Source organism: Amycolatopsis sp. lyj-23 (genome assembly GCF_046549135.1).
Taxonomy (GTDB): domain Bacteria; phylum Actinomycetota; class Actinomycetes; order Mycobacteriales; family Pseudonocardiaceae; genus Amycolatopsis.
This window is the reverse complement of record NZ_JAJPWN010000010.1, coordinates 159,645-177,787: the sequence shown is the minus strand read 5'-3', so window position 1 is coordinate 177,787 and position 18,143 is coordinate 159,645. Positions and strand designations below refer to the sequence as shown.

General features: G+C 73.4%; 16 protein-coding genes and 1 pseudogene. 9 read left to right on the top strand and 8 right to left on the bottom strand.

The genetic code is table 11. The features are described from left to right. Window position 1: 1 nt before the first annotated feature. Entirely contained in the window at window positions 2-742 is a 741-nt protein-coding gene (locus ACLJPY_RS25575; protein WP_410592106.1) for a DUF427 domain-containing protein, read from the bottom strand. Window positions 743-842: 100 nt separating this feature from the next. Here ACLJPY_RS25575 and ACLJPY_RS25570 point away from each other — a divergent pair, with 100 nt between their 5' ends. The 3 genes from ACLJPY_RS25570 to ACLJPY_RS25560 all read left to right on the top strand — a co-directional run bounded on the left by ACLJPY_RS25570 (window position 843) and on the right by ACLJPY_RS25560 (window position 3,752). Beyond that, window positions 843-2,042: an ROK family protein gene (locus ACLJPY_RS25570; protein ID WP_410592104.1), complete on the top strand. Its 1,200-nt coding sequence runs from the start codon at window positions 843-845 to the stop codon at window positions 2,040-2,042. Between the two features lie 91 nt (window positions 2,043-2,133). Further along, window positions 2,134-2,571 carry a MarR family winged helix-turn-helix transcriptional regulator gene (locus ACLJPY_RS25565; RefSeq protein WP_410592103.1) on the top strand — a complete coding sequence of 146 codons (438 nt, stop codon included), beginning with the start codon at window positions 2,134-2,136 and terminating at the stop codon, window positions 2,569-2,571. After that, on the top strand, window positions 2,568-3,752 hold the full coding sequence (locus ACLJPY_RS25560) for a cytochrome P450 (protein ID WP_410592101.1): 1,185 nt from the start codon (window positions 2,568-2,570) through the stop codon (window positions 3,750-3,752). The genes ACLJPY_RS25565 and ACLJPY_RS25560 overlap by 4 nt, the downstream gene beginning before the upstream one ends. 221 nt (window positions 3,753-3,973) lie before the next feature. On the opposite strand, the gene ACLJPY_RS25555 is transcribed toward ACLJPY_RS25560, so the two are convergent. Further along, window positions 3,974-6,697, bottom strand: coding sequence for a helix-turn-helix transcriptional regulator (locus ACLJPY_RS25555; protein ID WP_410592099.1), 2,724 nt, complete (start codon window positions 6,695-6,697; stop codon window positions 3,974-3,976). A gap of 99 nt (window positions 6,698-6,796) precedes the next feature. On the opposite strand from ACLJPY_RS25555, the gene ACLJPY_RS25550 reads away from it, so the two are divergent. Continuing rightward, the gene (locus ACLJPY_RS25550) at window positions 6,797-8,212 is read left to right on the top strand and encodes an FAD-dependent oxidoreductase (protein ID WP_410592098.1); all 1,416 of its coding nucleotides are present in this window, start codon (window positions 6,797-6,799) and stop codon (window positions 8,210-8,212) included. 13 nt (window positions 8,213-8,225) lie between these two features. Here ACLJPY_RS25550 and ACLJPY_RS25545 read toward each other — a convergent pair whose 3' ends face one another. Continuing rightward, window positions 8,226-8,702: a pyridoxamine 5'-phosphate oxidase family protein gene (locus ACLJPY_RS25545; RefSeq protein ID WP_410592096.1), complete on the bottom strand. Its 477-nt coding sequence runs from the start codon at window positions 8,700-8,702 to the stop codon at window positions 8,226-8,228. On the opposite strand from ACLJPY_RS25545, the gene ACLJPY_RS25540 reads away from it, so the two are divergent. Then, window positions 8,701-9,177, top strand: coding sequence for a MarR family winged helix-turn-helix transcriptional regulator (locus ACLJPY_RS25540; protein WP_410592094.1), 477 nt, complete (start codon window positions 8,701-8,703; stop codon window positions 9,175-9,177). The genes ACLJPY_RS25545 and ACLJPY_RS25540 overlap by 2 nt on opposite strands. A gap of 117 nt (window positions 9,178-9,294) precedes the next feature. On the opposite strand, the gene ACLJPY_RS25535 is transcribed toward ACLJPY_RS25540, so the two are convergent. After that, complete coding sequence (locus ACLJPY_RS25535; RefSeq protein WP_410592093.1) at window positions 9,295-9,795, bottom strand: PaaI family thioesterase; 501 nt, start codon at window positions 9,793-9,795, stop codon at window positions 9,295-9,297. Window positions 9,796-9,913: 118 nt separating this feature from the next. Here ACLJPY_RS25535 and ACLJPY_RS25530 point away from each other — a divergent pair. The 3 genes and pseudogenes from ACLJPY_RS25530 to ACLJPY_RS25520 form a co-directional block, all read left to right on the top strand. Beyond that, a pseudogene (locus ACLJPY_RS25530) lies at window positions 9,914-10,246 on the top strand (ArsR/SmtB family transcription factor); the annotation flags it as partial. 117 nt (window positions 10,247-10,363) lie between these two features. Beyond that, on the top strand, window positions 10,364-11,095 hold the full coding sequence (locus ACLJPY_RS25525) for an HAD family hydrolase (RefSeq protein ID WP_410592091.1): 732 nt from the start codon (window positions 10,364-10,366) through the stop codon (window positions 11,093-11,095). After that, window positions 11,092-13,491 (top strand): glycoside hydrolase family 65 protein, encoded by a 2,400-nt coding sequence (locus ACLJPY_RS25520; protein WP_410592089.1) that lies wholly within the window; start codon window positions 11,092-11,094, stop codon window positions 13,489-13,491. Before ACLJPY_RS25525 ends, ACLJPY_RS25520 begins: the two co-directional genes overlap by 4 nt. Here ACLJPY_RS25520 and ACLJPY_RS25515 read toward each other — a convergent pair. Together ACLJPY_RS25515 and ACLJPY_RS25510 are read right to left on the bottom strand one after the other, a co-directional pair. Beyond that, the gene (locus ACLJPY_RS25515; RefSeq protein ID WP_410570164.1) at window positions 13,472-13,654 is read right to left on the bottom strand and encodes a hypothetical protein; all 183 of its coding nucleotides are present in this window, start codon (window positions 13,652-13,654) and stop codon (window positions 13,472-13,474) included. The genes ACLJPY_RS25520 and ACLJPY_RS25515 overlap by 20 nt on opposite strands. Before the next feature lie 41 nt (window positions 13,655-13,695). After that, window positions 13,696-14,610, bottom strand: coding sequence for a Ppx/GppA phosphatase family protein (locus tag ACLJPY_RS25510; protein ID WP_410592472.1), 915 nt, complete (start codon window positions 14,608-14,610; stop codon window positions 13,696-13,698). Window positions 14,611-14,872: 262 nt separating this feature from the next. Between ACLJPY_RS25510 and ACLJPY_RS25505 the strand changes: the two genes are divergently transcribed. Continuing rightward, window positions 14,873-15,475 (top strand): class F sortase, encoded by a 603-nt coding sequence (locus tag ACLJPY_RS25505; RefSeq protein ID WP_410592087.1) that lies wholly within the window; start codon window positions 14,873-14,875, stop codon window positions 15,473-15,475. A 238-nt stretch (window positions 15,476-15,713) separates the two neighbouring features. On the opposite strand, the gene ACLJPY_RS25500 is transcribed toward ACLJPY_RS25505, so the two are convergent. Beyond that, entirely contained in the window at window positions 15,714-16,754 is a 1,041-nt protein-coding gene (locus tag ACLJPY_RS25500; RefSeq protein ID WP_410592086.1) for an LLM class F420-dependent oxidoreductase, read from the bottom strand. Between the two features lie 95 nt (window positions 16,755-16,849). Further along, window positions 16,850-18,061, bottom strand: coding sequence for a fumarylacetoacetase (gene fahA / locus ACLJPY_RS25495; protein WP_410592085.1), 1,212 nt, complete (start codon window positions 18,059-18,061; stop codon window positions 16,850-16,852). Window positions 18,062-18,143 lie beyond the last annotated feature (82 nt).

The window sequence follows — 18,143 nt, the reverse complement described above, 5'->3', positions numbered from 1 at the left end:
GTCAGGCGAACTTCGTCTTCGGGCGGTCCTGGCGGACGCCGTCGACGTAGACGTCGACCTTCTCGTCGAGGAACGCGATCAGCCCGGCGGCGCGGGTGCTTTCGGGCAGCGGCGTCGGGTAGCTCCAGGCGAGGTCTTCCTGCCCGGCCACGTCGAAGTGCTCGGCGGCGCCCTTGTACGGGCAGTGCGTCACGACGTCGGTCTTCGTCAGCAGGTCCATCCGGACGTCGACGCGCGGCAGGTAGTAGCGGGTCGGCAGGCCGGTCTCGAACAGCAGGTGCGGCCGCACCGAGTCGGCGACCGTGACGCCGCCGACCTCGATCCGCACGTGGCGCGAACTCGGCAGGATGTCGATGCGGACGCCGGGGTCACGCGGGTGCGTGAAGATCTGCTCGTCCTCTTCGAACCAGTCGAACGCGCCGAACTCGAAGCGGACGTGGTCGCGGAGCTCCTCGAGCGGCGAATCCGGGTACTCCAGCGCGCCGTCCACCGCCTCGGCTCCGGCACCCTTTATCGTCGACAGAACAGCTTCTCCGCGGCTCGGCGAGTGCGCCGTCCGGCCGGAGGGGGTGAGAACGCCGCTCACGACGTCGGCGCGCGGGATGTAGTACGTGGGGTAGTACGGGACTTCCCACACCAGGAGGGGGTGCACGGTGTCCGCCACGACCTGCCCGGCGAGGAACACCCGTACCCGCTTCGCGCCCTGTGCCACGCGGACCCGGCCGCGTCCCGGAGTGCTCATGCTCCGCTCAACGGGCCGTGGAGTACCGGTATTCCGGCGGAACCGGCGGCGGGACGGCTAGCGTGGCAGGCAGCACGAGGACGACAGGAGGCGGGCACGGGTGGCCGGCGTAGAAATCCCCACGGTCGGTACCCCCGCCGGGATGCGCAAGATCAACCAGCGGGCGGTGCTGGACCTGCTGCGCCGCGGCGGCCCGGCGACCCGGCCGCAGGTGGCGAAGGACACCGGGCTGTCGAAGCCGACGGTCAGCCAGGCGCTGCTGGCGCTGGAGGCGGCCGGGCTGGCCCGTCCGACCGGGCAGACGTCCACCGGCACCGGGCGCTCGGCCGTGCTGTACGAGGCCGACCCGACCGCCGGGTACGTGCTGGGGGTCGACATCGGCCGGGAACACCTGCGGGTCGCGGTGTCCGACCTGGGCCGCACGCTGGTGGCCCGCCGCGACGAGCGGAACACGGCGCGGTCCGGGGCGGCGCTGGTGGCGGCGGTCGGGAAGATCGCGGCTTCGGCGGTCGCGGAGGCCGGTCTTTCGGCGGGCGACATCGTTGTCCGCGTGGTCGGCTCCCCCGGCGTCGCCGATCCGGAGAAGCGCTGCTTCCGGCACGCGCCGAACCTGCCGGGCTGGGGCCGCGCGGGGCTCATCGACGACCTCGAAGCGGCGCTGGGCCCGGACCTGATGGTGGAGAACGACGCGAACCTCACCGCCGTCGGCGAGTGGGAAAGCGGTGCCGCGCGCGGCGCGTCGGTGTTCGGCTGCATCGCGATCGGTACCGGCGTCGGCATGGGCCTGATGGTCGACGGCCGCGTGTTCCGCGGCGCGACCGGCGCGGCGGGCGAGATCGGCTACCTGCCCTACGGCCGCACGCGCGCGGCCGACGAGCCCACCACCCCGCCGGCCCGCGGCCACCTCGAAGAGGCGACCGCGGCCCAGTCGGTGGTCCAGGGCGCCCGCGAACTCGGCTTGGGCACGGCGAAATCGGCCCGCGAGGTGTTCCGCCTGGCCCGCGAAGGCGACGAGCTGGCGCGGCGCGCGGTGGAGACGGAAGCGGACCGCCTGGCGTACACGGTGGCCTCGGTGGCGGCGGTGATCGACCCGGAGCTGATCGTCCTGGGCGGCGGCATGGGCACGGCGGCGGACCTCCTGCTGGAGCCGATCGACCGGGCGCTGCGCGCGTTCACGCCGTTGGTGCCGAAGGTGGTCCAGGGCGAACTGGGCGAGGACGCGGTGCTGACCGGGGCGATCAGCGTCGGCCTGCGAGCGGCGGAGGGCCTGGTGTTCGACCGCCGGGTCGGTGCCGCTTAGGCCTGGAGCACCAGAACTAACAAGTTTTGAACTATCTCTGCCAGCTATGTTGCTTGCGCTCGCTAACTAGTACTGAATATAGTACTAACTCGTGGACGACGAGACGGTGAAGGCGGTGCGCCGGGGCGTGCTCCGGCTGGCCCGGCGGTTGCGCGGCAGCCGCTCGGCGGGAGCCTTGAGCCCCGCCAAGGTGGGTGTGCTGGGGTACCTCTCCCGGCACGGCCCGAGCAGCCCGGGCGAGATCGCCGCGGCCGACGCGCAGCGGCCGCAGGCGCTGACGAAGGTGTTCACCGAACTCGAGGCCGACGGGCTGATCAGCCGGTCGCCCAGCGAGGTCGACGGGCGCAGCGTCGTCCTCGGCATCACCGCCTCGGGAGAGGCCGCCCTCGAAGCCGACATGCGCGAACGCGACGAGTGGCTGGCCGAGGCGTTCGGCGCGCTCGGGGAGACCGAGCGCGGCGTCCTCCGGCTGGCCGCTCCCCTGCTCGAGCGCCTCTCCGACCACCCCGCCGCCCAGGAGAAACCATGACTTTCCCGCTGCCCCGCGCGTGCCCGTACACGCCGCCGCCCCGGCTGGCCGACCTGCAACGCGAGGCCCCGATCAGCCGCGTCCGGATCTGGGACGGCAGCACGCCGTGGCTGCTCACCCGGTACGACGACGTCCGCGCGGTGCTCGCCGACCGCCGCTTCAGCGTCGATCCCACCCGGCCCGGCTACCCGGCCCGCGGCCCGGCGAGCCGGGGCAGGCGGACCGGCCGCGGCTCGTTCATCTCCATGGACGGCCCCGAGCACACCCGCCTGCGCCGGATGCTCATCGGCGAGTTCACCGTCCGCCGGGTCGAGGCGCTGCGGCCGTCGATCGAACGCACCGCCGCCGAGCTGCTGGACGACCTGACCGCCGGCCCCCAGCCCGCCGACCTGGTGAGCGGGTACGCGCTGCCGCTGCCGTCCACCGTCATCAGCGACCTGCTCGGCGTGCCCTACGAAGACCACGCTTTCTTCGAAGACCGCGCCCGCGCGATGCTGGACGATTCCGCCGGCGGCGAGACCAACCGGGCCGCCACCGCGGAACTCGCCCGCTACCTGGGCACGCTGCTGCACCGGCGAAGCACCCACCCGACCGACGACCTGCTCGGCCGCCTGAGCGCGGAGCAGGTCGCCACGGGGGCGCTGTCCCGTTCCGACGCGGTGGCCACGGCCATCCTGCTGCTGGTCGCCGGGCACGAAACCACCGCCAACCAGATCGCGCTGTCCACGGCGTTCCTGCTGGACAACCCGGAGCACGCCGAGGCGTTCCGGAGCGCGGACGGTCCCCCGGCGGCCGCGGTCGACGAACTCCTGCGCCTGCTGACGATCACCCACCTCGGCCGCCGCCGCGTCGCGACCGCCGACGTCCGGGTCGGCGACGTGACCATCCGCGCCGGCGAGGGCGTCATCGCCGCGGCCGACATCGCCAACCGCGACCCCGGCGAGTTCCCCGACCCCGACGAAGTGGACCTCGCCCGCAGCCCCAACCACCACCTCGCCTTCGGCCACGGCGAGCACCTGTGCCTCGGCCACCACCTCGCCCGCCTCGAACTGCGGGTGGCGCTGACCGCGTTGCTGCGCCGCCTGCCCGGCCTGCGGCTCGCGGCCCGGACGGACGAGCTCCCGTTCCGGCACACCCACCCGATCTACGGCATCGACCGGCTCCCGGTGGCCTGGGACTGAGAGACAACGGCGAACCGGCCTCGACGTCGCCTGGGACCACGGGACAGATCCGCTCGGAAAGAGCGCGGCGCTGGAACCGGCAACCGCCGTCCCGAGAACCACGGAACCGGCCAGTTCCCCGTCCCGCGCCGGACAACGCGACCGCGGCGAACCAAGCCAGCCCAGCGAAAGGCGACATCACCTGGCTCGCCACCTCACCTGTCGAACCGATCTCTTCCGGACTACGGCACCGCCACGAACCGGGCCAGCTCGGCGCGGGAAGTGACGCCCAGCTTGGGAAACGCGTTGTACAGGTGGTACCCCACCGTCCGCGGGCTGAGGAACAGCTGCGCCGCGATCGCGCGGTTGGTCGCGCCCGTGGCCGCCAGGCGCACCACCTGTGCTTCCTGGGCCGTCAGTGCGTCCAGTGCGGCGGCCTGCCGGGGCGCCGTGCGGGGGCGGGCGCCGATCGCCGCCAGTTCGTGCTCGGCCCGGGCGAGCCACGGGGCCGCTCCGAGGCGGTCGAACAGGTCCGCCGCCATGCGGAGGCGGGTGGCGGCGTCCGCTCGGCGGCGGGCACGGCGCAGCCATTCGCCGTAGCCCAGGAGCGTGCGCGCCTGCTCGAACGGGCGGGTGCCCTTCTCGTGGTGCGCCAACGCTCGCAGGTAGTGCGGTTCCGCTTCGGCCGCCGGGGCCAGCAGGGCGTGGCAGCGGTGCGTCAGCTCCAGCGCCCACGCCTGTTCGCCCGCCTCCGCCCAGTCGCGGAACCGCGCGGCGTACCCGGCTGCCGCCTCGTGCTCGCCCACCCGGACCAGCGCTTCGACCAGGCTCGGTGTCGCGGACCGGCCGACGGCGGTGTGCCCGCCCGGCCCGGTCAGCAGGCCGGTCAGGTGCCGCACCGCGGCCGGGTGGTCGCCGCGGCCCAGTGCGAGCACGCCGCGGGCGTGCTCACCCCACCACTCCCCCGCGGCCACCCCGCTCGCCTGCCCGGCCCGGGCCGCGCACCGTGCCTCGTCGCCCTCGATCGCCGCCACCAGCGCCAGGATCCCGCGCAGGTGGCCGGCCCGGCGGGCGTGCCCGGTCGCTTCGGCGATGTGCAGCGCCTCGGCGCCGTCGGCCTCCGCTTCGGCGTGCCGGCCGTGCAGGATCCGCAGCTGGGTCCGGATCTGCAGCGCGTGCGTCAGCTCGCCGATCCGCCCGTGGTCCCGGCAGTACCGGACGAACTCGTCGGCGAGTACCGCCCCCTCACGGTCCGCGCCGGCGATGATCGTGGTGAACAACCGGAAGAGGAGCTCGGACCCCGGGGTCGTCCACGTCGTGCGCAGGAGCCGGAACGCGCCGCGGTGGTCACCGGCCAGCAGCAGCGCGCACCCCTGGACGCCGGCGAAAACGGCCCCGGCCAGCTCCGGGTGACGCGTGGTCACGGCGGTCATCAGCCGCCGGGCGTGCTGCACGGTCTCGACGTCGCCCGCGAGGTAGGCGTAGGCGGCCGCGTCGCCGAGCATGGCCGTGGCCTTTTCCGGTGCCGGGACGGCGATGGCGCCGACGGCGTCGACCGCGATGCGTCCCGCGGCCGCGGCGTTGCCGAGTTCGAACTCCCACGCCGCGCGCACGCCGGCCAGCTCCGCCAGGAGGCCGGGATCGGTGGCGAGCCGCGCGCCGCGTTCGGCCAAGGCGCCCGCCCGGGCCAGCTGCCCGGCCTCGGCCGCCGTGACCGCGGCCCGGACCAGGCGCCGCGCGCGGGTCTCGTGGTCTTCGGTCAGCTGCGCGGCCCGCTCGTGAGCGGTCGCGGCCACGGCGGGCGCACCGCGGCGGGCGGCCCGGTCCGCGGCCTGCTCGACCAGGTACCCCAGCGGCTCGTCGGTCCCGGTCGTCGCGGCCGCGAGGTGCTGGGCGCGCCGGTCCGCCGCCTCGTCGTCCCCGCCGGGCCCGAGCGCGGCGGCGAGGGCCCGGTGCGCGTTCTGCCGTCGCGCCAACGCCGCACCCCGGTAGGCGGCGGCCTTCACGAGCGGGTGGCGGAAGACCAGCAGCTCGCCCTCGACGCGGACGAGCCCGGCGTGCTCGGCCGGTTCCAGGTCGGCGACGCCGGCACCGAGGGTCGCCGCCGCCCGCACGACCAGCGCGAGGTCACCGGTGCCGTCGGCGGCGGCCACGGTCAGCAGGGTGCGGCTGCCGTCCGGCAGGGCGCCGACCCGCTCGCGGAAAGCGTTCTCCACGCGCCCGAGCGGTGACGACGCCTCGGTGTGCCACCCCAGCGGCGGCAGTTTTCCCGCCCGCTGCTCCGGTCCGAGCGAACGGGCCAGCTCGATCAGGGTCAGCGGGTTGCCGGCGGAGTCGGCGACGAGGCGGTCGCGCACCGCCGGGGCGAGCTCGCCGCCGTGCTCGCCCAGCACGGCGGCCGACTGCGTCTCGTCGAGGCCCTGCAGCACGAGCTCGGGCAGCCCCGCGGCGGGGAACGGCCGATCGCCGTCGCGCACCGCGAACACCACCGCCACCCCTTCGGCCTGCAACCGCCGCGCGGCGAACAGCAACGCCTCGGCCGAGGCCTGGTCCAGCCACTGGGCGTCGTCGGCCAGGCAGACGACGGGCCGTTCCTCGGCGGCCTCGGCCAGCAGGGTCAGCACGGCGAGCCCGGTCAGGAAGCGGTCGTGGCCCGCGGGCGCGGCGGCCAGGCCGAATGCCGCGCGCAGGGCGCCGGCCTGGGGAGCGGGCAGTGTGTCGACGCGGTCCCGGAGCGGGTGCAGCAGGGCGTGCAGGGCGGCGAACGGCAGATCCACCTCGGCTTCGGTGCCCGTCACCCGCAGCACGCGGGCGGTGCCCTCGGCCAGTCCCGCCAGGTGCGCCAGGAGCGCGGACTTCCCGATCCCGGCCTCGCCGTGGACGACCAGCGCCGCGCCGCGCCCCCGGGTCACGGCACCCAGCACCTCCGCCAGGCGCGCCGTTTCCCGGTCCCGACCGTAGATCACGTCCCGAACCTACCGGTCGATCCAGGTATCGGTGACTGATCCGGTCCATCGTCCGATTGCCTAGCGTCGCCGCGGTAACCACTACCGAAGGGGATCGTGATGCCGGACGTGATCGTGGTGGGCGCCGGACCCACCGGGCTGCTGCTCGCCGGTGACCTCGCGGAGGCCGGGGCCGACGTCACACTGCTGGAAAAGCGTGACGGCACGGTGTCCAACCTGTCGCGGGCGTTCGCCGTCCACGCGCGCACCCTCGAGGTGCTCGACGCGCGCGGGCTCGCCGAAGAGCTCGAGGAAACGGGCGTGAACCGGCTGTCCGAGGCCCGGTTGTTCGGCCGGGTGACGGTGAACCTCGCCCGCCTGCCGAGCCGCTTCCCGTACCTGCTGGTCACCGCCCAGTACAACGTCGAACGGGTGCTGCGGGAGCGGGCGGTCGCCGCGGGCGTGGAGATCGTCACCGGGACGCCGGTCACCGCGGTCCGGCAGGACGAGGACGGGGTGACGGCCGAAACGCCCGGCGGTGTCGTCCGCGCGGCGTACCTGGTGGGCACGGACGGGTTCCACAGCACCGTCCGGACCGCTCTCGGGCTGCCGTTCCCCGGCAAGTCGGTCCTGCGCTCGATCATGCTGGCGGACGTGCGCCTGCGGGAGGCACCGCCGGAAACCCTGACGGTCAACGGGTTCGGCACCGAGTTCGCGTTCATCGCGCCGTTCGGCGACGGCTGGTGGCGCGTGCTGGCCTGGGACCGGCTCCGCAGCGTGCCCGACGACGCGCCGCTGGACCTCGAGGAGATCCGCGCGATCACCCGGCGCGCGCTGGGCACCGACTTCGGCATGCACGACGCCCGCTGGATGTCCCGCTTCCACAGCGACGAGCGGCAGGCCCCGCGGTACCGGGTCGGGCGCGTGTTCCTCGCCGGCGACGCCGCGCACGTCCACTCCCCGGCGGGCGGGATGGGCATGAACACCGGCCTGCAGGACGCGGCGAACCTCGGCTGGAAGCTCACCGCCGTCCGCCACGGCGCGCCCACCGCGCTGCTGGACACCTACCAGGCGGAGCGGCACGCGGTGGGCCGGGAGGTGCTGCGGATCAGCGGCACGATCATCCGCATGGCCATGCTGCGGTCGCCGGTCCTGCGCGTCCTGCGCGGCCTGGTCGGCGGGACGGTGGTGCGGGTGCCGGCGGTCCACCGCACGCTGATCGGACGGCTGAGCGCGGTCGGCTTCCGCTACCCGGCGCCGAGCGGGGAGCACAAGCTGGTCGGCACCCGAATGCCGGACATCCCGCTGGCCGACGGCACCCGCCTGTACGAAGCCCTCCGCGGCGGCCGGTTCGTCCTCCTCGGCGACACGAAACCGGACGGCTGGACCGGCCGGGTGCACGTGGCGGCCCCGGCCGAACCGGCGGGCACCACGGTCCTGGTCCGCCCGGACGGCTACGTCGCGAAGGTGTTCGCCGGCGCGCCCGGCGCCGCCGCGCTGCACACGACGCTGACCGCGCTCGCGGGCCGCGCCTGAGCCACCCGGCCGGTCACGGTGCCGCGCCGGACGCCGCCCGCCAGGCCTCGCCGCCGGCCGAGAGCCGCCAAGGTGTCAAGCGCAGCACCGTGATCTTCGGGTCGCGGTGGTCCTCGCCGCCCAGGATCCTCGGGTCGTACCCCAGCGGCTCCGGGGTCGAAGCGAACAGCTCCCACAGGTCTTTGCGCGTCCGCTCGTCGTTCTCGAAGTCCGCGCGGCACTCCGCCACGGCCACCTCGTGCTGCGGGTCCCAGTACGAGCACGATACGTACGGCGACGCCGCCAGGTGGGCGAGCTTCAGCGGCGTCGGCCGGGTGAACAGGCGACCGACCAGGCCGTCCGGCGTGTCTTGCCAGATCGGGTGGACGACGCGGGAGCGGGGCCGGCCCCGCCGGTCGACCGTCGCCACCGTGCACCAGACGATCCGGTGCGCCACGCGCACGAACGCTTCCGCCAGCTCCGCCGGCACCCTGGTAGATTCCACAACCATGGTTGTGGAATCTACCAGCCTCGATCTGTCCTTGACAGCGCTCTTCGCGGGCTGGGCGATGACCGACGAGGTCCAGCGGCGGCTGGCCGCGCGGGGCTTCGGCGGCTTGCGCTTCAACGACGGCGTCGTGTTCCAGCACGTCCTGGCCGCACCGCTGTCGGTCACCGCGCTGGCCGAGCGGATGGGCGTGACCCAGCAGGCCGCGTCGAAAGCCGTCGCGGACCTCGAACACCGGGGCCTGGTGCGGCGCGAACCCGACCCGGCGGACGGACGGACGAAACTGCTGCACCTGACCGAGCACGCGCTTGCCGCCGTCGAAGCGACACGCGTGCTGCGGCAGGAACTCCAGGAGGAACTGGTCGCGGAGCACGGCACCGAGCGGGTCGAAGACGCCCGCACCCTCCTGGCCGCGATCATCGGCCGCTACGGCGGCGGCGACGCGATCGGCGCGCGGCGGGTGCGGCCGCCGCGGTGATCACCCCGCGCGCAACCGACACCGACGGCAGCGACGTGCTCGACCCGGGCGGCTTCGAAGTTCTTGCGCACTAGAGGTCTTCGAGGCAGCGGACGACGATCGCGCGGTGGGAGCCGCTCAGCGCGTGATGACGCAGGTGCCCGACGCCGTGGCCAGCAGCTTTCCCTCGGCGTCGCGGATTTCCCCCTCCGCGAAGGCGATCCGCGAGCCCTCCTTGACCACCCGGCCCGTCGCGCGGATCTCCCCGCGGCCGGCGTGGATCGCGCGCAGGTAGCTCACCTTCAGCTCCACCGACGCGTACCCCACGCCCGCCGGCAGCGTCGTGTGCACCGCGCAGCCGATCACCGAGTCCAGCATCGTGGCCGCCACGCCGCCGTGGACCATGCCGATCGGGTTGTACAGCGACTCGTCCGGCTCGGCGACCGCCACCACCTCGCCGGCTTCGACGTGCTCCCAGCGCATGCCGAAGTGCGCGGCGATCGGCGCCGGCGGCACGCGGCCCTCGGCGATCGCGCGCATGTACTCCAGGCCGGACATCGTGGTGCCGAGCCGCGCCGACTCCAGGGGGTCCTGCCACGTGATGGTCTTCGAACGGACCTGTGCTTCGACGTCGGTCATCCCGGCTCCTCGACTATGACAACTGTCTTAATCGTCGCCCGCGGGACGGCGAGCGTCAAGCACGCCGTGACCCAGACCACCGGTGGTCGGCCCGCGGCCCGGGTGGAATCATCCGGGGGTGAGCACCGACCGCAAGCCGATCGACCCGGAACGCGTCGCGGCCGCGGTCGACGGGCTCGGCGACCGCGCCGTCATCGAAGAGTGGGCCCGGCGCTTCTCCGTGGTCGCCGACCCGTCCCGGCTCGCGCTGCTGGTCTCCATCCACTACGCCCGCGAGATCAGCGTCACCGACCTCGCCGCGGCGACGGGCATGACGGACACCGCGGTGTCGCAGGCCCTGCGCCTGCTGCGCGCACACGGGCTGGTCACGCCGCAGCGCGACGGCCGGGTCGTGCGCTACCGGCTCGCGGACGCGACCGTGCACGAACTGATCCACCGCGTCCGGCCCCACACCGAGACCGCCGAACAACCCGCTGAGACAACCGGGGCTCCGCCCCGGGCCGGGGGCTTCGCCACCCGGACCCCCGAACAACCCGCGAACGACGCCGGGGACCGGTAGCGTGCGGGCATGACGGGATTGCCCCAGACCATCACCGCCTGCCTGTTCGACCTCGACGGAGTGCTGACCGGGACGGCGGTTCTCCACCGTGAAGCCTGGAAACGGACATTCGACGAATTCCTCCGCGCCCGTGACGGCGCCGGGTTCGCCGAGTTCACCGACCACGACTACGCGGCCTATGTGGACGGCCGCCCGCGTGCCGACGGGGTGCGGGAGTTCCTGCGGTCACGGGGGATCACGCTGCCCGAGGGCGAGCCGGACGACCCGGTGGACGCCCCGACCGTCAACGGCGTCGGCAACCGCAAGAACGAACTGGTCCTCAAGATCATCGACGAGCGCGGGGTGAACCCGTACCCCGGTTCGGTGCGCTACCTCGAAGCGGTCAAGGCCGCCGGGCTCCGGATCGCGGTCGTGACGTCGTCGGCCAACGGCGCCAAGGTCCTCGACGGCGCCGACCTGAGCAAGTACGTCGAGGCCCGCATCGACGGCATCGTCATCCGCGAACAGCACCTCAAGGGCAAGCCCGCGCCGGACTCGTTCCTGGCCGGCGCCGCGGCGCTCGGCGTCGAACCGGCGCACGCGGCCGTCTTCGAGGACGCCCAGTCCGGCGTGCAGGCCGGCAAGGCCGGCGGCTTCGGGTACGTCGTGGGCGTCAACCGGGCCGACCAGGCCGCCGAACTGCGCGCCCACGGCGCCGACATCGTCGTCGACGACCTCGCCGACCTCCTGGAGAACCGATGACCGAAGCGCACGGCTACGAATGCTCGCCGTGGGAACTGCGGTGGCGCGGCATGGACGTCGAGGCCCTGCAGCGCACCGAATCGGCGTTCGCGGTGTCCAACGGCCACATCGGGCTGCGCGGCACCCTCGAGGAGGCCGAGCCGCGCGGGCTGCCCGGCACCTACCTCAACGGCTTCTACGAACAGCACGAACTCCCCTACGCCGAGGCCGGCTACGGCTACCCGGAGGAGGGCCAGACCGTCGTCAACGTGACCGACGGCAAGATCATCCGGCTGCTCGTCGAGGACGAGCCGCTCGACATGCGCTACGGCGCCGCCACCGCGCACGACCGCGTCCTGGACTTCCGCACCGGCACGCTGTGCCGGACCACCGAGTGGTCGTCGCCGACCGGACGGCGGGTCCGCGTCCGCACCGAACGGCTCGTGTCGTTCACCCAGCGCGCGATCGCCGCCATCCGGTACGAGGTGGAGCCGCTCGACGAGGACCTGCAGCTGGTCGTCCAGTCCGACCTGCTGGCCAACGAGCCGATCGAGTCCGACACGAGCGACCCGCGGGTGGCCGCGGCACTGGAAGCGCCGCTGCAGAGCGAGTTCCACCGCGCGTCCGACTACAACGCGGTGCTGGTGCACCGGACCCGCCGCTCCGGGCTGCGGATGGCCGCGGCGATGGACCACAAGATCGAGGTGGACGACGGGATCCGCGCCCGCATCCACTCGGAAGAGGATCTGGCGCGGCTGACCGTCGCGGTCGACGTCCCGAAGGGCGGCCGGCTGCGGATCACGAAGTTCCTCGCCTACGGCTGGTCGGCGCAGCGGTCGGTGCCCGCGCTGCGGTCGCAGGTCGAGGCGGCGCTGGCCGGCGCCCGCAAGACCGGCTGGAAGGGCCTGCTCGCCGAGCAGCGCGAATTCCTCGACGACTACTGGCGGACGTCGGACATCGAGATCGAGGGCGATCCCGAACTGCAGCAGGCGGTCCGCTTCGCGCTGTTCCACATCCTGCAGGCCGGGGCCCGCGGCGAGAGCCGCGCGATCGCCGGCAAGGGGCTCACCGGGCCCGGCTACGACGGGCACGCCTTCTGGGACACCGAAACCTTCGTCCTGCCGGTGCTCACCTACACCATCCCGGACGCCGCGCGCGACGCCCTCCGCTGGCGGCACTCCACAATGGACAAAGCGCGGGAACGGGCGCACCAGCTGGGGTTGCGCGGCGCGGCGTTCCCGTGGCGGTCGATCAACGGCGCCGAGTGCTCGGCGTACTGGCCGGCGGGCACGGCGGCGTTCCACGTCAGCGCGGACATCGCCGACGCCGTCGTCCGCTACCTCAACGCGACCGGCGACGAGGAGTTCGAGCGCGAGTACGGCACCGAGCTGCTGCTGGAGACCGCGCGGCTGTGGGCGTCGCTGGGCCACCACGACCGCCACGGCGCCTTCCGCATCGACGGCGTCACCGGGCCCGACGAGTATTCGGCGGTGGCGGACAACAACGTCTACACGAACCTGATGGCGCGGCGGAACCTGCAGGCTGCGGCCGAGTCCTGCGAGCGACACCCGGACGTGGCGGCGCGGTTCGGCGTCGACACCGTCGAGCTGGACTCCTGGCGCGCGGCCGCGGCGGCGATGTACCTGCCCTACGACGCCGAACTCGGCGTGCACCCGCAGTCGGACGGCTTCCTGGACCACGACGAGTGGGACTACGAGGAAACCGAACCGTCGGACTACCCGCTGCTGCTGCACTACCCGTACTTCGACCTGTACCGCAAGCAGGTCGTCAAGCAGGCGGACCTGGTGCTGGCGCTGCACCTGTGCGGCGATTCGTTCAGCGCGGAGGAGAAAGCGCGCGACTTCGCCTACTACGAAGCGAGGACCGTGCGCGACTCCTCGCTGTCGGCGGCGACGCAGGCGGTGGTGGCGGCCGAGGTGGGGCACCTGGAGCTGGCCTACGACTACCTCGCCGAAGCCGCGCTGACCGACCTGCACGACGTGCACAACAACGTGCGCAACGGCCTGCACATGGCGTCGCTGGCCGGGGCGTGGCAGGGCGCGGTGGCCGGGTTCGGCGGCCTGCGCGACCACGGCGGCACGCTGGCGTTCGCCCCGCGGCTGCCGCCGCAGCTGGGGCGGATCACCTTCCGCCTGATGTTCCGCGGCACCCGGATCCAGGTCGAGATCGACCCCGACCAGGCCACCTACCACGTGGTGGCCGGCGAGCCGCTGGAAGTACTGCACCACGGCGAGCGCATCACCGTCACGACGGAGCCGCAACGGTTCGCGATCCCGAAGATCGACGCGGGCCCGACGCCGAAGCAGCCGCCCGGGCGGGCCCCGATGCGGCGGGACTCCGAAGCGGTGCGTCAGTACGCGGAGCCGGCCAACCCGATCACCGAGGAAGGTCGCTAGCGGCCTCGCGTCCGGGTGGGGCCGGGATTTCCTCGGTCCCACCCGGGCTCACGTCCGGATCCGGAGCCGTCGGCACGTCGTGCGTCAGCTTGCCGGGGGTCGGGAGCTTCGGGAGCTCTTCGTCTTCGTCGTCACGGCCGTGGAGGCGCTGCTGCTCGCTCATGCTTTCCGGAATACCCGGTTTTCCCGGTGACGGCCAGGGTTTCAGGCCGCGCGCTCGCCCGCGGCCGCGCGCGCCTTGTCCTGCAGGGTGAGCAGCAGGCCGTCGCGGGTCGACCACGGGCAGATCGTGACCTGGCCGCCGGCCACCGTCAGCAGCGCTTCCGCGACGATCGCGCCGGCCAGGGCCTGGTGGGCCCGGCTGCGGGAGATGCCCGGCAGTTCCGCCCGCTTCGACGGCGGCAGGGCGGCGAGCCGCGGGATCCAGGCCCGCAGGTCGTCGAGCCGCAGTTCCTTGCACTTGCCCGGACGGGCCCCGGCCAGCCGCGCGAGCTGCTGCAGCACCTTCGAGCAGCCGACGACCCGCGGGTCTTCGACGTCGGCGGCGCCCAGCGTGGTGGTCACGACGTCCAGCGCGTGCGCGCGCAGCGCTTTGACCTGCTTGTTCGACACGCGCTCGGACGGCAGCCAGTCCCGCGTCATCGAGCGGGCCCCCAGCGGCAGCGAGCGCGCGAACGTGGCCTTCTCCCCGGAGCCGGCGGCCAGCTCGACGGTGCCACCGCCGATGTCGAGCACCAGCATCGGCCCGGGCTCGGCGTACCAGCGGCGCGCGGCGAGGTAGGTCAGCTCGGCTTCGCACCGGCCGGAGAGGAACCGCAGTTCGACACCGGTCTCGCCGGCGACGTGCCGGACGACGTCCGCCGCGTTGGCCGCGTCACGGATGGAGGAGGTCGCGAGCGGGTAGACGTCGCTGACGCCGTGGCGGTACGCCGTGGTCATGCCGGCCGCGACGGCGGCGGTCACGGCTTCGATGCCGCGGTCGGAAAGGCGGCCGTGAACGTCGAGTTCGCGGTCCAGGCGCAGCCGCGTCTGGTGGTTGACCAGGGGTTCGCGGGGTGAGCCGGTGACCGTGACCACGACGAGCCGAGCGCTGAACGAACCGACGTCCAGCACGCCCACCACGGGCTCTTTCCTCTTTCCCACAGCTCGGCCTACCTCCACTCCCGCCCGTGAATATCCCCAGTTCGACGGTTTCAAACCAGCAATGATGTCCCATCTCACGCCGAAACGCGGGGGTTTTACGGGAATGCGGCCCTCCGGGCGCGCGTTCCTGATGCGAAGGTCACAGTGAGATAACCCGAACGAGTGAACCGCGAGGCAACCGGACACGATTCGGTAACGCCGACGCTCGCACGGCGATTAATCGGACATCGGAACCCACGTGGAGCAGGGGAAAGAGATGCAACGGCCCGAGCGGCGAGCCGAGCTCGTGCGGCCGGCCGTCGTCGTGCTCGCGGTCGTGGCCGGGCTCGGCTGCGTCCTGCTCGGCGTGACGTCGGGCCTCGCCCCGCTGCCCCCGGTCGCCCCGGCCGGCCCGGGTACCGCGGGATCCCCGCCCGCGGCGTTGTCGATCCCGGACCTGGACCTGACGCTGGACCACGTGGTGGCCCTCGGCCACATCGGCGGCCGCCGCGAGCAACCGGGCACGGCCCGGGGCGTGGGCTGGTTCGCCGACGGCCCGGCCCCGGGCGCCCCCGGAGTGGCGGTGCTGTCGGGGCACGCGAGCTTCGGCTACTCCCCCGGCGCATTCGCCCGGCTGGCCAAGCTCGAGCCGGGCGCGACGATCACGGTCCGCGACGCGGTGGGCCGCGAGACCCGCTTCACGGCCCGCCGGACGGCGGTGTTCCCGGCGAGCGAGCCGGACAGCACCCTGGTGGCCCCGGCGGGCCCGGGTCCGCAGCTACGGCTGATCACCAGCGACGGGACTTACGACGGGGACGGTCTCGGCGAGACGCGGGTCGCGGTCTACGCGACGCCGGCTTAGCGGTCGCGGCCTGCCCGCCGACGAACCGGGTGCGCGCTGCTCGCGAAGCCGGGATTGCCGGGAGCTGATGAATCGGGCAGGTAGGCCGCGACCCTGGCCACCGCCCGCTCAGCCCAGCGTCTCGTAGGCCGGAGTCCGACGAACCCGAGCCAGGTCCCGACCCGGTTCGGCAGGCCGCGGCACCGGCTCAGCGGGCCACCTCGAGGACTCCGAATTCCCCGAGGCGGCCACCCGGCGGTCAGCCGATGAGCTCGCGCAGCTGCGACACCGCCGCCACGCGGGCTTCGCGGCCCGGCTGCAGGGGGTTCACCACCAGCGTCGTCGCGCCCGCCTCGGCGAAGGCCGCCACGCGCTCCTTCACGTAGCTCGCCGGGCCGACCAGGGAGATCGCGCGCAGCAGCTCGAGCGGGATCGCGGCCGCCGCCTCCTCCTTCTTGCCGTCCAGGTACAGGTCCTGGATCAGCTTCGCCTCGGCCTCGTAGCCGTAGCGGCGGGCGAGGTCGTTGTAGAAGTTCTTGCCCCGCGCGCCCATTCCGCCGATGTACAGGGCCAGTACCGGCCGCAGGTGGTCGAGCAGCGGCTCGACGTCGTCGCCGATGGCCAGGGCCACCGTCACGAACGTGTCCAGCTCGCCCAGCGCCGCGTCGCGCTTGGCCTTGCCTTCGGCCAGGGACGCGCCCCAGACGTCGGCGGCCTTCTCCGGGTGGAAGAAGATCGGCTGCCAGCCCTCGGCGATCTCGGCCGTCAGCGCGACGTTCTTCGGGCCGATCGAGGCCAGCAGCACCGGGATCCGCTCCCGCACCGGGTGGTTGATGAGCTTGAGCGGCTTGCCCAGCCCGGTGCCCTGCTCGGGCGGCAGCGGGATCGTGTAGTGCTTGCCCTCGTGCACCACGCGCTCGCGGCGCCACACCTGGCGGCAGACCTCGACGATCTCGCGGGTCCGGCCCAGCGGCGCGTCGTACTTCACGCCGTGGAAGCCCTCGATGACCTGCGGGCCGGACGCGCCGAGGCCGAGGATGAACCGCCCGTCGGAGACGAAGTCGAGGCCGGCCGCGGTCATCGCGGTCAGGGTCGGCGTGCGCGTGTAGATCTGGAAGATGCCGGACGCCAGCTGCACGCGCTCGGTCTTCGCGGCCAGGTAGCCGAGCTGGCTGACGGCGTCGAAGGAGTACGCCTCCGGCACGAAGACGACGTCGAGGCCGGCCTTCTCCAGTTCGACGACGTCGGCGACGCTTTCGGCGAAGCCTCCGGAGTAGCTGATCCCGGTCCCGATCTTCATGGACGTCCTCCCGTGGTGAGCAAGCGCTTAGTCGCAGGTCATTATGCGCGCTGCCGGGCGCCTTCCGGTGTGCGCACCGCCACTTCCGCCTCGATTCAGCCCGCCACCACCGTGCCCTTCACCTCGCCGAAGCCGATCCGCTTGCCACCGGGGCCGGGGGCGGTCGCGCTGATCACGACCTCGTCGCCGTCCTCGAGGAAGGTGCGTGTGGTGCCGTCCGGCAGCGTCAGCGGTTCCCGGCCGCCCCAGGACAGCTCCAGGAAGGAGCCCCGCTGGTCGCGTTCCGGGCCGGAGACGGTGCCCGAGGCGTAGAGATCGCCGGTGCGCAGGCTCGCGCCGTTGACCGTCATGTGCGCCAGCTGCTGCGGGGCCGTCCAGTACTGGGTGGCGAACGGCGGGCTCGAGACGAGGTGGCCGTTGAGGCGGACCTCCATGGCCAGGTCCAGGCCCCACTTTTCGGAGGTCCGGAGGTACTCGAACGGTTCGGGGTCCTGCGGCGGGCCGTCGACGCGAGCGTGTTCCAGCGCGGCCAGCGGGACGATCCACGGCGACACCGACGTCGCGAACGACTTGCCGAGGAACGGGCCCAGCGGCTGGTACTCCCAGGCCTGGATGTCGCGCGCGGACCAGTCGTTGACCAGGCAGACGCCGAAGACGTGGTCCGCGAAGTCCGTTGTGGACACCCGGGTGCCGGGCGTGGACGGCGTGCCGACGACGAACCCGACCTCCGCCTCGATGTCCAGCCGCTGCGACGGCCCGAACGAGGGCGCGTCGGCGTTGCGGGGCATGCGCTGCCCGTGCGGCCGGACGACGGGCGTGCCGGACGCGACGACGGTGCCGGCCCGGCCGTGGTAGCCGATCGGCAGGTGCTTCCAGTTCGGCGGGACCTCGGTCGCGTCCGGGCGGAAGATCTTGCCGGCGTTGAGGGCGTGGTGCTCGCTGGAGTAGAAGTCGACGTAGTCGGCGACGGCGAAGGTGAGGTGGGTGGTGACCTCGGCGAGCGGCACGAGGTGCGGCCGGAGCAGGTCGGCGTAGCGGGCCTCGGTCAGCCATCCGATGACGCTCTCCCGGACTTCCCGCCAGGTCCCGGCCCCGGCGGCGAGCAGCGGGTTGAGCACGCCTTCGGTGAGCAGTGGCGCGAAGGAGGCGGCGGTCTCGGCGGCCGCGGCGGTCAGGTCGAGCACGTGCTCCCCGACGGGCACGCCGACCCGCCGCTCGGGCGCCCCGCCGACGGAGAAGATCCCGTAGGGCAGGTTGTCCAGGCCGAAGGGGGTGTCTTCGGCAAGCTCGAGCCAGGTCAAGGTCACTCCTAGTGTCGGGCGGCTCACGCCGCCGAGTGGTCGGCTACGGCGGTCAGGTAGAGCGGTGGCGCGGGCGGGCGGGGTCGGT